This is a genomic window from Pseudomonas sp. BAV 4579 (assembly GCF_009765395.1).
Taxonomy (GTDB): domain Bacteria; phylum Pseudomonadota; class Gammaproteobacteria; order Pseudomonadales; family Pseudomonadaceae; genus Chryseomonas; species Chryseomonas aestiva.
Window position 1 is genome coordinate 68,867 of record NZ_WHOV01000005.1, and the last position, 13,999, is coordinate 82,865.

Annotated in this window: 13 protein-coding genes; 6 read left to right on the forward strand and 7 right to left on the reverse strand. The window is 65.5% G+C overall.

Translation table 11 applies throughout. From position 1 onward, the window contains the following. The first annotated feature begins 1 nt into the window (after position 1). The 3 genes from pelG (at position 2) to GSQ95_RS02345 (ending at position 3,661) form a co-directional block, all read left to right on the forward strand. The gene (pelG, locus tag GSQ95_RS02335; protein WP_158889698.1) at positions 2 to 1,372 is read left to right on the forward strand and encodes an exopolysaccharide Pel transporter PelG; all 1,371 of its coding nucleotides are present in this window, start codon (positions 2 to 4) and stop codon (positions 1,370 to 1,372) included. Between the two features lie 80 nt (positions 1,373 to 1,452). Next, positions 1,453 to 2,064 (forward strand): hypothetical protein, encoded by a 612-nt coding sequence (locus GSQ95_RS02340; protein ID WP_133860411.1) that lies wholly within the window; start codon positions 1,453 to 1,455, stop codon positions 2,062 to 2,064. A 103-nt stretch (positions 2,065 to 2,167) separates the two neighbouring features. Further along, positions 2,168 to 3,661, forward strand: coding sequence for an aldehyde dehydrogenase (locus GSQ95_RS02345; RefSeq protein ID WP_158889696.1), 1,494 nt, complete (start codon positions 2,168 to 2,170; stop codon positions 3,659 to 3,661). A gap of 48 nt (positions 3,662 to 3,709) precedes the next feature. Here the strand turns inward: GSQ95_RS02345 and GSQ95_RS02350 are convergent, their stop codons facing one another. The 4 genes from GSQ95_RS02350 to GSQ95_RS02365 form a co-directional block, all read right to left on the reverse strand. Then, complete coding sequence (locus GSQ95_RS02350; RefSeq protein ID WP_158889694.1) at positions 3,710 to 4,315, reverse strand: hypothetical protein; 606 nt, start codon at positions 4,313 to 4,315, stop codon at positions 3,710 to 3,712. 12 nt (positions 4,316 to 4,327) lie between these two features. Continuing rightward, positions 4,328 to 4,822 (reverse strand): hypothetical protein, encoded by a 495-nt coding sequence (locus GSQ95_RS02355; RefSeq protein WP_158889692.1) that lies wholly within the window; start codon positions 4,820 to 4,822, stop codon positions 4,328 to 4,330. A 598-nt stretch (positions 4,823 to 5,420) separates the two neighbouring features. Then, positions 5,421 to 6,041: a guanylate kinase gene (gene gmk / locus GSQ95_RS02360; RefSeq protein WP_133860406.1), complete on the reverse strand. Its 621-nt coding sequence runs from the start codon at positions 6,039 to 6,041 to the stop codon at positions 5,421 to 5,423. Between the two features lie 10 nt (positions 6,042 to 6,051). Then, a complete protein-coding gene (locus GSQ95_RS02365) occupies positions 6,052 to 6,912 on the reverse strand; it encodes a YicC/YloC family endoribonuclease (RefSeq protein WP_158889690.1) in 861 nt (286 codons plus the stop codon). A gap of 172 nt (positions 6,913 to 7,084) precedes the next feature. Between GSQ95_RS02365 and rph the strand changes: the two genes are divergently transcribed. The 3 genes from rph (at position 7,085) to GSQ95_RS02380 (ending at position 9,757) form a co-directional block, all read left to right on the forward strand. Continuing rightward, positions 7,085 to 7,807: a ribonuclease PH gene (gene rph / locus GSQ95_RS02370; protein WP_158889688.1), complete on the forward strand. Its 723-nt coding sequence runs from the start codon at positions 7,085 to 7,087 to the stop codon at positions 7,805 to 7,807. A gap of 10 nt (positions 7,808 to 7,817) precedes the next feature. Then, positions 7,818 to 8,180 (forward strand): DUF4870 domain-containing protein, encoded by a 363-nt coding sequence (locus tag GSQ95_RS02375; RefSeq protein WP_017639343.1) that lies wholly within the window; start codon positions 7,818 to 7,820, stop codon positions 8,178 to 8,180. Between the two features lie 284 nt (positions 8,181 to 8,464). Next, positions 8,465 to 9,757 carry a hypothetical protein gene (locus GSQ95_RS02380; protein ID WP_158889686.1) on the forward strand — a complete coding sequence of 431 codons (1,293 nt, stop codon included), beginning with the start codon at positions 8,465 to 8,467 and terminating at the stop codon, positions 9,755 to 9,757. 68 nt (positions 9,758 to 9,825) lie between these two features. On the opposite strand, the gene garD is transcribed toward GSQ95_RS02380, so the two are convergent. From garD to GSQ95_RS02395, 3 genes are all read right to left on the reverse strand, one after another. Further along, positions 9,826 to 11,382: a galactarate dehydratase gene (gene garD, locus GSQ95_RS02385; protein WP_158889684.1), complete on the reverse strand. Its 1,557-nt coding sequence runs from the start codon at positions 11,380 to 11,382 to the stop codon at positions 9,826 to 9,828. Between the two features lie 21 nt (positions 11,383 to 11,403). Continuing rightward, on the reverse strand, positions 11,404 to 12,762 hold the full coding sequence (locus tag GSQ95_RS02390) for an MFS transporter (RefSeq protein ID WP_158889682.1): 1,359 nt from the start codon (positions 12,760 to 12,762) through the stop codon (positions 11,404 to 11,406). A 166-nt stretch (positions 12,763 to 12,928) separates the two neighbouring features. After that, on the reverse strand, positions 12,929 to 13,966 hold the full coding sequence (locus GSQ95_RS02395) for a LacI family DNA-binding transcriptional regulator (protein ID WP_158889680.1): 1,038 nt from the start codon (positions 13,964 to 13,966) through the stop codon (positions 12,929 to 12,931). Between the last annotated feature and the right edge of the window lie 33 nt (positions 13,967 to 13,999).

The following is a 13,999-nucleotide window of genomic DNA, read 5'->3' on the forward strand; positions in this document are numbered from 1 at the left end:
CATGGCCGGCATCGGCTTCGAACTGCGCAAGATCCTCGCGCGCGACTCCTACACCGCCACCCTGCGCGCCTATGTCTACGCCGGCCTGATCAGTTCGGGCCCCTGGGTGCTGTCGATCATCAGCGTCATGCTGATCGGCGTGCTGGCCACCGGCATCGTCACCCCCAACGTGCTGATCCGGCAATTCCTGGTCACGGTGACCTACCTCATGGCCAGCTCGCTGATCCTCACCGGCGGTCTGCAGCTGTATTTCACCCGCTTCGTCTCGGACCGGCTGTTCGAGGAGAAGCAGACCTGCATCCTGCCCAATCTGGTGGGCATCCTGCTGCTGGTGACCCTGGTCGCCGGTGGCCTGGGCTTCCTGTTGCTGGCGACCCTGTTCGACCAGCCCTTCGCCTACCGGCTGCTGGTACTGGCCAACTTCGTCACCCTCTGCGACCTCTGGCTGGTGATCATCTTCCTGTCGGGGATGAAGGCCTACAACCGCATCCTGGTGGTGATGACCCTGGGCTACGCCATCATGATCGCCGCCGCCTTCATGCTGCGCTTTCTCGGCATGAACGGCCTGCTGATGGCGCTGCTGCTGGGCCACGCCGCGCTGCTGTTCATGTTTCTCTACGACATCATCCGCGAGTACCCGGCCGATCGCCTGGTGGCCTTCGACTTCCTCGACCGCAAGCAGATCTTCCTCAGCCTGCTGGTCACCGGGCTGTTCTACAACCTGGGCATCTGGGTCGACAAATTCGTCTTCTGGTTCAATCCGCTGACCTCCGACGCCGTCATCGGTCCCCTGCGCGCCTCCATCCTCTATGACCTGCCGATCTTTCTCGCCTACCTCGCCATCATCCCCGGCATGGCGGTGTTCCTGGTGCGCATCGAGACCGACTTCGCCGAATGGTACGAGCGGGTGTTCAACGCCGTGCGCGGCGGCGAGACCCTGCAGCACATCAGCCAGCTCAAGGAACAGATGATCCTGGCCATCCGCCAGGGCCTGCTGGAGATCTGCAAGGTCCAGGGCCTGACCCTGGTGCTGGTGTTCCTGCTGGCGCCGCAGCTGCTGGCCTGGCTCGGCATGTCGCACTACTACCTGCCGCTGTTCTACATCGACGTGGTGGGCGTGAGCATCCAGGTGGTGTTCATGGCCCTGCTCAACGTCTTCTTCTACCTGGACCGGCGCGACACCGTGCTGATGCTCTGCACCCTGTTTCTAGGCCTCAACCTGGCGCTGACCCTGCTCAGCATCGAACTGGGTCCGAGTTTCTTCGGCTACGGCTTCACCGTCTCCCTGGCCTGCTGCGTGCTGCTCGGCCTGCACCGCCTGGACCGGGTGCTGGACGACCTGGAATACGACACCTTCATGCTCCGGCACTGACGGCCGCCGGCACCGGACGAACGGTGTGACCCGCCCACCCGGGAGGCGTCCAACACAGCTCAGCCCTGCAGGACCCTGCCATGAATACCGCCGCCTTGCGCCTCGTGATCCAGACCACCCAGGTGCGCGCTCGGGACAGTGGCGAGGCCAGCCGCACCTTTGCCGACCAGGCGGCGCGTACGACCAGCGCCGATGCCACCCGCGGCGCGGCCCTGGAGCGCTTCGCCAGCGCCTATGTCGACAAGGTGCCCGATGCCCTCGAAGCCCTGCTGCTGCAGGCGCGGGCGGTGGCCTTCGAGGCGCCCCTGGCCGGAGTCCTCGAACGCGCCCTGGCCGGTTTCGCTCCGGCCGCCCTGGCCCAGGCGCCTTCCGCCAGTCTGGCGCTGCTGGCCGCGGCCTATCGTCTCCACCGTCTGCTCGAAGGCCTCCAGCAGCGCCTGGCCGCCTGGTGGGGCGCCACTGGCGAATCGACGGCGCCCAGCCTGGGCAATCTCATCGCCCACCAGGTGCTGGGGCAGCTCACCGTGGCGGCCCTGGAAGATGCCGTGGAAGGCTGGCTCGATGACCTGGACGCCAGCGTCGAGGCGCCGTTCACCCAGCAGTGCTTCCAGCCGCGGCAACGGCGCGGCGCCCTGGCCACGGCCCGCCCGGCCCTGACCTTGAGTCGCCAACGCCAGCGCAGCGTTCGATAAAACGCACGTTTCGACGCCCTTGGCGGCTAACTGTCAAATATATTGATAACCCTCCCGGGCCGGTTTAGGGTGGCTGCTCACCGCCATTAGCGAGGAGTCACCCATGAGCTTGCCCAGCCGCGCCGAGTGGGAGCAGCGCTTCCAAGGTCTCACCCTGGAAGGTCGCGCCTTCATCGACGGCGCCTATGTCGACGCCGCCGCCGGCGCCACCTTCGATTGCCTGAGTCCGGTGGACGGACGCTTCCTCGCCAAGGTCGCCAGCTGTGACGCCGCCGACGCCGACCTGGCCGTCGCCGCCGCCCGCGCCGCCTTCCAGAAGGGCACCTGGGCGCACCTGGCGCCGGCCCAGCGCAAGCGCGTGCTGATCCGCTTCGCCGACCTGCTGCTGGCCAATGCCGAAGAGCTGGCGCTGCTGGAAACCCTGGACATGGGCAAGCCCATCGGCGATTCCCTGAAGATCGACGTACCGGCATCGGCCAATGCCATCCGCTGGAGCGCCGAGGCCATCGACAAGCTCTACGACGAGGTCGCCCCCACGCCCCATGACCAGCTCGGCCTGGTCACCCGCGAGCCGGTCGGCGTGGTCGCCGCCGTGGTGCCCTGGAATTTCCCGCTGATGATGGCCTGCTGGAAACTCGGCCCGGCGCTGGCCACCGGCAATTCGGTGGTGCTCAAGCCCTCGGAGAAATCGCCGCTGACCGCCATCCGCGTCGCCCAGCTGGCCCAGCAGGCGGGCATCCCGGCCGGGGTGTTCAATGTGCTGCCGGGTTACGGCCACAGCGTCGGCAAGGCCCTGGGCCTGCATGCGGACGTCGACACCATCGTCTTCACCGGTTCCACCCGGGTCGCCAAGCAGCTGCTGGCCTACTCCGGCGAATCCAACATGAAGCGCGTCTGGCTGGAAGCCGGCGGCAAGAGTCCCAACATCGTCTTCGCCGATGCCCCCGATCTCAAGGACGCCGCCGCGGCGGCCGCCAGCGGCATCGCCTTCAACCAGGGCGAGGTCTGCACCGCCGGTTCGCGCCTGCTGGTGGAGCGCTCCATCAAGGAGGAATTCCTGCCGCTGGTGGTCGAGGCCCTCAAGGGCTGGAAGCCCGGCCATGCGCTGGACCCCGAGACCAACGTCGGCGCCCTGGTGGACACCACCCAGCTGGAAACCGTGCTGCGCTACATCGAGGCCGGCCATGCCGAAGGCGCCACCCTGGTGGCCGGTGGCAAGCGCACCCTGGAAGAGACCGGCGGGGTCTATGTCGAGCCGACCATCTTCGACGGTGTGAGCAACGCCATGCAGATCGCCCGGGAGGAGATCTTCGGCCCGGTGCTTTCGGTGATCACCTTCGACACCGCCGAGGAAGCCGTGCAGATCGCCAACGACACCCCATACGGCCTGGCCGCCGCGGTCTGGACCCGCGACATCTCCAAGGCCCACAAGACCGCCCGCGCCCTGCGCGCCGGCAGCGTCTGGGTCAACCAGTACGACGGCGGCGACATGACCGCGCCCTTCGGCGGCTTCAAGCAGTCCGGCAACGGTCGCGACAAGTCCCTGCACGCCTTCGACAAGTACACCGAGCTCAAGGCGACCTGGATCAAGCTCTGATCCCTGACCAGCCGGGCCGGCACGATCCGGCTGGTCGCGGACGCGGATCTAGCGATAGACGTGGTAGGTGGCGTATTTGCTCACCTCCACGCTGCCGCTCCAGCTGCTGACCACCCGCTTGGAATCCCAGTCGTACCAGTGCATCCCGGGTGGATTGGAGATGCCTCGTGAACAACTGCCGGTCCGTACCCAGGCACCGCGGAACTTGCCGCTCTTCCAGCGTCGCTCCACCACCTGAATGGGTTGCGCCTTGTAGCCCGGCTCTATCCTCACGCCCCAGGTGAAGGCGGTACTCATCGAGCGATCCTGCTTGTAGCTGCCATCGACGCCGAGGATGCTCAGGTATTTGCCGATGAAGGGCAGCTTCTCCCCGTTGAGCTTGACCCCTACCGACCAGCCGTAGCTGGAGGTCTTGGTCTCGCCCCAGGTATAGGTACAGTCGATGGTCCCGGTGCTCGAGCAGCGGAAGATCGGTCCACGCCAGATCCAGTCCTCCCAGGTCTTGGCCGCCTGCTGGGTGGAAAAGGCCCGGGAACCGTCACCCAGGATGACGGGCTCGGTGTGGTCGGTGAAACACTCGCCAGCCTGCACCAGACCGGTCGAAAGCATGAAGCCGAGCGTCCCGACCAGGGTGGATTTCACGAAGGTGTTCATGGCTTTGGTCCCTCAAAGTCCGAAGACGTTTTCGATGGTGTTGCTTGCCTGGTCCTGCTTGTTGCTCTGGGCCTTGCTCGCGGACTGGGCATCGGCGCGCGCGGGCCGATCGACGGGGGTTATCAGCAGGCCAGTGTCCTTCTCCGGCTTCTTCACCATCAGGGCATCCGCCTCGACGGTCATGCCCAGCGCCAGGGCCGCGTTCTCACTGGCCAGGTGCTGACCGGGCTGATTGTCGAAGATCACGCGCTTGCCTTGATCGAGGGCGTTGTTGATCTCCTTCTTGACGTTGCCGTCGACCTGCACGTTGGGCCCGACCACCAGATAGTCGTATTCACCACCCGTGACGATCTTGGTGTCTTCCGCCTTCAATCTATTGAGGACGAATCCGGTATTGCCCAGCACTTTGAGCCGCAAGTAAGGGCCCGTACTCAAAGACTCTGCTGCCTGGGCGGTAGTACCCAACAGCGTTGCCAACATCAGCGTGGCCACAGGTTTAAAGTTCATGTCGAACGCTCCTATTACGACAGTCTTGTCACAACTGAAAGTCCTATTGAAATATCGAAAGCTCCCGCGAAACTCTCAACCACGCGGCTCCGGCGGCTTGCGCGGACAGCAGGAAGCCTTTTACCGAAGTCAGCTCCGATAATTGTTTTCCTGACAGAGCTCAGGCAGCCAGACAACCGCTAGCAGCAACGACCTTGATATCCAGGTGCCCGCCATCGGCACACGGGCAACTTCGCTAGCCGTCCAGAAAAAGCCTAGCCAAAGTTTCTTTAAACAAATAGCAACGATTGGCGATCCAGCGAAAGAGATCAGCCACAAGTAGCAGGCTGTTGTTTTAATCTTTTTATATAGGCATATAAAAAGCGGCCTTACATTCAAGTAGAGCCAGTGATCGTTAAAGAGTGGCCACTTTTGTTTGTGTAAAACCAGATAAATAACGCGACTGCCAAAACATCGACAGCCATCGCCGGCCCGAGACGGCGCCCAGGAAAAGTGTAACCAGATATTTCATTGCTGGAGGACCAGTCGAATGCCCGGTCCGGAAGCCACCCGGTGCAGCCAGGCCCACGCCCTGAGAGCGCGAGCCGTAATGCGGATATCAGCCCAGCAGATCCACCAGCAGGTCATCGTGGCGGCGCTGCTGGCGATCCAGGCGCAGCTGGCGGGTGCGGAAGATCGACTTGAGGTCTTCCAGGGCGCTGGCGAAATCGTCGTTGATGATCAGGTAGTCGTACTCGACATAGTGGCTCATCTCGCTCACCGCCTCGCGCATGCGGCGTTCGATGATTTCGGCGCTGTCCTGGCCGCGATTGTCCAGGCGCTGGCGCAGGGCGGCCTGGCTCGGCGGCAGGATGAAGATCGACTGGGCGTGGGGCAGCTTGCGGCGGACCTGCTGGGCGCCCTGCCAGTCGATTTCCAGGATCAGGTCGTGACCTTCGGCGAGATCGCGTTCCAGGGCAGCCTGGGAGGTACCGTAATAGTTGCCGAACACCTCGGCGTGTTCGAGGAAGTCGCCGTGCTCGAGCAGGTTGGTAAAGGTCGCGCAATCGACGAAGTGGTAGTTCACCCCGTCGGTTTCACCCGGGCGCATGGCGCGGGTGGTGTGGGAGACCGACAAGCGGATGTCGGGCAGGGCGTCCAGCAAGGCCTTGACCAGGCTGGTCTTGCCGGCGCCGGAGGGCGCGGAAACGATGTAGAGGGTGCCGGGAAGGGCTGTCATGAAGGTCCGCCTATTCGATGTTCTGCACTTGCTCACGCATCTGTTCGATGAGCACCTTGAGATTGATGGCCGCCTGGGAGGCACGGGCGTCGATGGCCTTGGAACCCAGGGTATTGGCCTCGCGATTGAGCTCCTGCATGAGGAAATCCAGCCGCCGTCCGGCCGCGCCGCTGCCCGCCAGGACCCGCCGCACCTCGGTCACATGGGTTTCCAGCCGATCCAGCTCCTCGGCCACGTCGCTCTTCTGCGCCAGCAGTACCAGCTCCTGCTCCAGCCTAGACGGTTCGAACTCGACGCCTGCCTCGGCGCAGCGTTCGAGGATACGGCGCCGCTGCAGGGCCAGCAGCTCGGGCAGCAGCGCGCGCAGCGTCGCCACCTCCGCCAGCACCTGGGCCAGGCGCTCCTCGATCAGGCGCGCCAGTTCGCGCCCCTCGCGCTGCCGGCCGTCGAGCAATTCATCCAGCGCCGCCTCGAACAGCGCCAGGGTCTGGGCCTTGAGTTCGGCGCCATCCACCTCGGCGCCCGCCAGCACCCCGGGCCAGGCCAGCACGGCCAGGGGGTCGAGCTTGGCCGGACGCGCGATCAGCGCGGCGATGTCTTCGGCAGCGGCCACCAGTTGCGCGGCCCGGCGGGCATCGATGCGCAGGGCCACACTCTCGTCGCGTTCTTCGCGCAGCACGCACTCCAGCTTGCCCCGCGACAGGCGTCGGCGCAGCGCCTCGCGCACGCCGGACTCCAGATCGCGAAAGGTCTCCGGCAGCCGCAGGTGGGGCTCCAGGTAGCGGTGATTGACCGAGCGCAACTCCCAGCTCAGGGTGCCCTGTGGCCCCGGCCGCTCGACCCGGGCGAACGCCGTCATGCTGTGCACCATGGCAGGATCCTCGTCTGACGATGCGCGGATCTGGGGCGATCCCGAGCGACCACGCATGTAAAACGCACGATTCTAGCGCACCTGATCGGAGCGACCCAATGCATCCGTGTCGCATGAGCCGGACGCTCTCTATACTATGGGTCTGATATCTACGCCTTACAGGAAGCCCGCAATGAAGCGTCCCAGTGGCCGCGCCGCCGATCAGCTGCGCCCCATCCGCATCACCCGTCAGTACACCAAGCACGCCGAAGGTTCGGTTCTGGTGGAGTTCGGCGATACCAAGGTGATCTGCACCGCCAGCGTCGAGGCCGGGGTGCCGCGCTTTCTCAAGGGCAAGGGCCAGGGCTGGCTCACCGCCGAATACGGCATGCTGCCGCGCGCGACCGGCGAGCGGAATCAGCGTGAAGCCGCCAAGGGCAAGCAGGGCGGTCGGACCCTGGAGATCCAGCGGCTGATCGGTCGGTCGCTGCGCGCTGCCGTCGACCTGTCCAAGCTGGGCGAGAACACCATCTACATCGACTGCGACGTCATCCAGGCCGACGGCGGTACCCGCACCGCCTCGGTGACCGGTGCCTGCGTGGCCCTGGTCGACGCCCTGGGCGCACTCAAGCGCCGTGGCAGCCTCAAGGGCAATCCACTCAAGCAGATGGTGGCCGCCATCTCCGTGGGCATCTACCAGGGCACCCCGGTGCTCGACCTGGATTATCTGGAAGACTCCGCCGCCGAGACCGATCTCAACGTGATCATGACCGATGCCGGTGGCTTCATCGAGGTTCAGGGCACCGCCGAAGGCGCGCCCTTCCAGCCGGCCGAACTCAACGCCATGCTCGAACTGGCCCAGGGTGGCCTGCGTGACCTGTTCGAGCTCCAGCAAGCCGCCCTGCGCGGCGAGTAAGGAAGTCCTCATGCACGATCTCGTCCCCGCCCCCAGCGCCGAAGCCCGGCGCTGGGCCATGCTCTGCCACTACGCCGCCTTCCTGGGTTTCGTGGTGCCCTTCATCGGTAACGTGATAGGTCCGCTGGTGGTTTGGCAGTTCAAGCGCGAGGACGACCCCTTCATCGACCGTCAGGGCAAGGAGGCGCTGAACTTCCAGCTCACCGTCACCCTGCTGCACATGATCTGCTGGCTGCTGGTGTGGGTGCTGATCGGTTTTCCGCTGATGCTGCTGGTGGCCTGCGTGGCCTTCGTGCTGACGGTGATCGCCGGCATCAAGGCCAATCAGGGCCGCGACTACCGCTACCCCCTGACCTGGCGGATGGTCAATTAGCGGGCTTTTTGTGGCCTGCTTCTGATATCCGCGTTGAGGATTTCCAGTCGGCCCGGCGTCGTTTGACAGGCGCCGGAAGCCCTCCGCTATCATCCCTTCGGCTTACTTCTCACGCCCTCGCCGCGACCGGTTTCGGTAGTCGCTGGCGGTAGCGTGCCCGCCTATGCGCTTTTGCGTCAGCAGTCCGTCGATAACGCCAAGGTGGCGTGCCCCGACGGTCCTCGCTTCTTACGTCAGGACTGGTGGCCTCCGGCGCCATCGGCATCAAGACAGGGATGATCATCATGTCGGTTGCAACCGCCACCCCCTCCCCCTTCCAGCGTGTGCTCGAATGGCGCTACTCCACCCTCATGGTGTGGACGGCCATCGGCCTGCTGGTGGTCGAGACCTTTTCCGGCTTTCTGCGCTATGCCCTGGACATGGTCGGCGCCTCGGCGCTGGTCTATCTGCCCAAGATCGCCTGTCTGGCGCTGTTCGCCCTGCAGGTGGCGACGGTCAAGCTGCCCCGGGTGATCTGGGTCGGCCTGTTCGCCGGGCTGGCCTATGCCGCCCTGGCCCTGCTGCATGGCGGGACCTTCAACAACGTGCTGTTCTCGCTGTTCGTCTACAGCCCGCTGCTGTTCGGCCTGGTCTGCGGCCGCGAATTGCTCAAGCAGCGCCGTTTGCTGGGCCGCGCCATGTTCCTGCTGCTGCTCGCCAGCCTGGTCGGCATCGCCCTGGACAAGTACACCTCGGTGCCCTGGAAAGGCTACAGCTACAACCTCGGCGGCAACGACATCGCCGGCAATACCCAGTGGGTCGCCGGTGAAGAGGACCGGATCGCCGGCTTCGCCCGGGTCTCCAACGTGCTGGCGGCGCTGATCGCGGTCTACTGCTTGTTCCTCGCGCAATTCGCCCGCTCCAGGACGCTCTGGCTGGTGGTCGCCCTGGTCGGCTTCTTCGGCATCCTGCTCACCACCAGCAAGGCGCCGGCAGCGGCCTTCGCCTTTACCCTGGCACTGATGATGACCCGCCGCTTCCAGTGGCCGACCTATGCGCTGATCCTGCTGGCGGTGGTGGGTGGCATGCTGCTGCCGGTGCTGAGTCTGATCCGCGACTTCGATCCCCTGGTGGTGATGAGCGACAGCGGCCTGGCTTCCTTCTACGATCGCCTGGTCAACACCTGGCCGAATGTCGTGGCGGAAATGAGCCGCCATGGCTGGACCGTGGAAGGCGCCGGCTTCGGCCTGTTCGGCAGCTCCATGGCCGCCTTCCCCGTGCCGGGGATCGACCTCTTCGTCACCAGCGACAGCAGCCTGGTCTATCTCTGGTGCGTGTTCGGCGTGGTCGGCATCCTCGGCTATGCCATGCAGCTGCCGGTGTTCATCCGCCTGCACACCGCCCCCGACCGCCTCAGCCACACCCTGCTGGCCATCGCCTTCTGCCTCTGCCTGATCGGCTGGACCACCGACCTCTTCGATATCGGCGTCGGCAATCTCTTCGTCGGCATCATCCTCGGCTACGTGCTGATGCGTGATCCGGAAGACGACAACCAGCCAAACCTGCGACCGATCAGCGGCAGCGCCCTGACCGATTGAGCCGCGCCGCGCGGCAATGAAAAAGGGCCGACCCCGCGAGGGATCGGCCCTTTTTCATTGCGTGCGTATCAGGTCACCGGAGCCGGATTGAACAGCGCCAGGTCGTTGTGCAGGCGATGACGTTCGGCCCAGGTCTGGCGGCGGCCGCTGGCCACGTCCAGATAGCACTGGAAGATCTCCCAGCCCATCTCCTCCAGCGACAGCCGCCCGCTCACCACCCGACCGGCATCGATGTCGATCAGGTCCGGCCAGCGCTCGGCCAGCTGGGTGCGGGTCGAGACCTTGATCACCGGCACCATGGACAACCCGTAGGGGGTGCCGCGGCCGGTGGTGAAGATGTGCAGGTTCATGCCCGCGGCCAGTTGCAGGGTGCCGCAGATGAAGTCACTGGCCGGGGTGGCGGCGAAGTACAGGCCCTTGCCGCGGATCTTCTCACCGGGTGCGATGACCCCGGCGATGGGGCTGGTGCCCGACTTGGCGATCGACCCCATGGCCTTTTCGACAATGTTGTTCAGCCCGCCCTTCTTGTTGCCAGGGGTGGTATTAGCGCTGCGATCGGCCATGCCCCGTTCCAGGTAGCGGTCGTACCAGTCCATCTCGCGGATCAGGGCATCGGCCACCTCGGGGGTGGCGGCGCGCGGGGTCAGCAGGTGGATGCCGTCGCGCACCTCGGTGTTCTCGGAAAACATCACGGTGGCGCCGGCCCGCACCAGCAGATCGGCGGCCACGCCCAGGGCCGGGTTGGCGGTGATGCCGGAGAAGGCGTCGCTGCCGCCGCACTGCATACCCACCACCAGCTCGGAAGCCGGCACCGTCTCGCGGCGGCGCCCATTGAGCACCTCCAGACGCACCTCGATCAGCCCCAGGATCTGCTCGACCATGCCGGCGAAGCCGTTGGCCGAATCCTGCAGGCGGAACAGCCACTCCTCTTCGTTCTGCCCGGCGGTGAGGTCGTCGCCCGGCATCAGCTGGCTGGCCTGCAGCTTCTCGCAACCCAGGCCGATGACCAGGGCCTGGCCGCCGAAGTTGGGGTTGCGGCTGATGTTGTGCAGGGTGCGGATGGGGATCACCGCATCCGGGGCGTTGATGGCCACCCCGCAGCCATAGCTGTGGGACAGCGGCACCACGTCGTCGACGTTGGGGTAGCGCGGCAGGAGCTCCTTGCGTACCCGCTCCACGCAGTGGTCCAGCACCCCCACCACACACTGCACGGTGGTGGTCACCGCCAGGATGTTGCGGGTGCCGACGCTGCCGTCCGGATTGCGGAAGCCCTCGAAGGTGTAGCCTTCCAGGGGTTCGCCGACCTGGCCGGGCGCGGTGGCCTTGGGCAGGTTGTCCAGCGCCGGTGGCTCCGGCATGCGCAGCAGGGCCTCGGTGATCCAGCTGCCGGCGGGCACGTCCTGCAGGGCGTAGCCGATGACCTCGCCGTAGCGCACCACCTCGGCGCCCTCCGCGAGATCCACCAGGGAGACCTTGTGGCTCTGGGGAATGGCCTCGACCGTGGTCAGGCCATCGGCGAAGGCGGTGCCGGCGGCCACGCCGGGTTCGTTGACCACCACCCCGACGTTGTCCTGGGGGTGGAGCTTGATGTAGCGCGGCGAATCACGGTGATCGATCAGGTTCATATTCTTATCCTCTGCCGGGGCTCAGGCCCGGGCCGGGTCAGGCTGGGTCGCGCCCAGGATCTCGCCGTCGGCGGTCCGCAGCTCGACACGCTGGATGCGACCGACGATGAACAGGTAGCTGAACACGGCCACCAGGGCATTGGCGCCGACATAGACCAGCGCCCACTTGAAGGAGCCGGTGGCGGCGATGAGGTAGCCGATGACGATGGGGGTGGTGATGGAAGCCAGGTTGCCGAAGGTGTTAAACAGGCCACCGGAGAGCCCGGCGATCTGCTTGGGCGAGGTGTCCGCCACCACCGCCCAGCCCAGGGCGCCGATGCCCTTGCCGAAGAAGGCCAGGGTCATGAAGCCCACCACCATCCAGTCGGCATCGACATAGTTGCAGAAGATCATGCTGGTGGAGAGCAGCAGGCCGCAGACGATGGGCAGCTTGCGGGCGAAGGTCAGGGAGTGGCCGCGGCGCAGCAGGTAGTCGGAGATCACCCCGCCGAGCACCCCGCCGATGAAGCCACAGATCGCCGGCAGCGAGGCGATGAAGCCGGCCTTGAGGATGGTCATGCCGCGCTCCTGCACCAGGTACACCGGGAACCAGGTCAGGAAGAAATAGGTGATGGCGTTGATGCAGTACTGGCCGAGGTAGACGCCGAGCATCATGCGGTTGGTCAGCAACTGGGTGATGTAGTGCCACTTGGGCCCGCCATCGCGCTGGCGGGCGCTGTTGTCCATGTCCACCAGGCCGCCATTGTTGCGGATGTGCGCCAGCTCCGCGGCGTTGATGCGCGGATGCTCCTTGGGATTGTGGATGTACTTCAGCCAGACCCCGGAGAAAAGGATGCCCAGGACGCCCATGATGACGAAGACGTGCTCCCAGCCGAAGTGGAAGACGATGCCGCCCATGATCGGCGCGAACAGCGCGGTGGCGATATACTGCGCCGAGTTGAAGATCGCCGAGGCGGTACCGCGTTCGGCGGTGGGGAACCAGGCGGCGACGATGCGCGCATTGCCCGGGAAGGACGGCGCCTCGGCCAGGCCGACCAGGAATCTCAGCATGAACAGGGTGGTCACCGCCCAGGCCACCGGCAGGCCGCCGACCAGCCCCTGCAGCAGGGTGAAGAACGACCAGAAGAAGATGCTGCCGGCATAGACCTTCTTCGAACCGAAGCGATCCAGCAGCCAGCCGCCGGGAATCTGCCCGGCCACATAGGCCCAGCCGAAGGCGGAGAAGATATAGCCGAGGGTCACGGCACTGATGCCGAGGTCTTTCTGCAGGCTGGAGCCGGCGATGGCGATGGTGGCGCGATCGGCGTAGTTGATGGTGGTCACGACGAACAGCATCAACAGGATCAGGTAGCGCACCCGGGTCGGTCTTGTGGCATCCATGGGGATCCCTCTTGCGTGATTGTTTTTATTGAAGGCGCGGACCCTTGGATGATTGCGCAATCATATTCTGGTGCGACAATCGGCCTCAGCCCTTGCGTTTGCCCAAGACTAAGCCATGATTGCGCAACCATACAAGTATGACGTCTAACAAGATCTGGACCGGCGGTCAGGTCGTGGCGCGGTCGATGATATGGAAACCGGTGTCGATGCGCACTGCTTCCCGGCCCTGGTCATCCTCGTTGAAACGCTGCAGCAGTGCCTCGGCCGCCAGGGTGCCCATGCGATCGCCCTCGACACTCACCGACGACAGCGCCGGGTGCATCTGGGCGGCGCTGGAAAGATTGCCGAAGCCCAGCACCGCCAGATCCTCGGGCAGGCGCAGCCCGCGACTGGCGGCTTCCGCCATGACGCCCTGGGCGACGGTATCCGAACTGCAAACCACCACGTCGAAGGCCTCGTCACGGGCCAGCAGCTGGCGCAGGCCAGCCCGCCCGGACTTCACCAGCGCGGGGGCTGGCAGGATCTCCAGCGGCGGTTCCGCCACGCCCAGCTCGGCCAGCCGCGCGACCAGGCTGCGACAGCGGCGCAGGGCGCGGGGGTCATCCACCGAGACCACGGCGAAGCGCCGATAGCCGCGGGCGTGCAGATGCTCGGCCTGGGCCCGGCCCACGGCTTCATGGGAAAAGCCCACCTGCATGTCCAGCGGGTCCTCGCCCAGGTCCCAGGACTCCACCACCGGAATGCCGGCCTGGGCCAGACGCTGGCGACTGGCGGCGGTATGCAGGGTACCGGTCAAGACGATGCCATCGGGCTTGCGCCCCAGCACCGCGGCCAGCAGCTGCTCTTCCTGTTCGGCGCTGTAGCCGGTCAGGCCCAGCAGGGTCTGGTAACCGGCCCGGGACAGGCGCGCCATCAGCGCCTGGACGGTCTCGGCGAAAATGGAGTGGACGATGGTCGGCACGAACAGCGCCACCAGGCGACTGCGATTGGAGGCCAGACCGCCGGCCAGCAGATTGGGCACGTAACCGGTGGCCTGCACCGCCGCCAGCACCTTCTCCCGCGCCGCCTCGCTGACGATCTCCGGTCGATTCAGCGCCCGCGAGACGGTGATCGGCGACACCCCGGCGACCCGGGCCACGTCGATCAGCGTGGGGGCAACGGGATTGACCGCGGTAGTGAGGACTTTGCTGGACTTCTTGGCCATGGATCGCTGGAGACGGGGAAGAGATCGGCCATG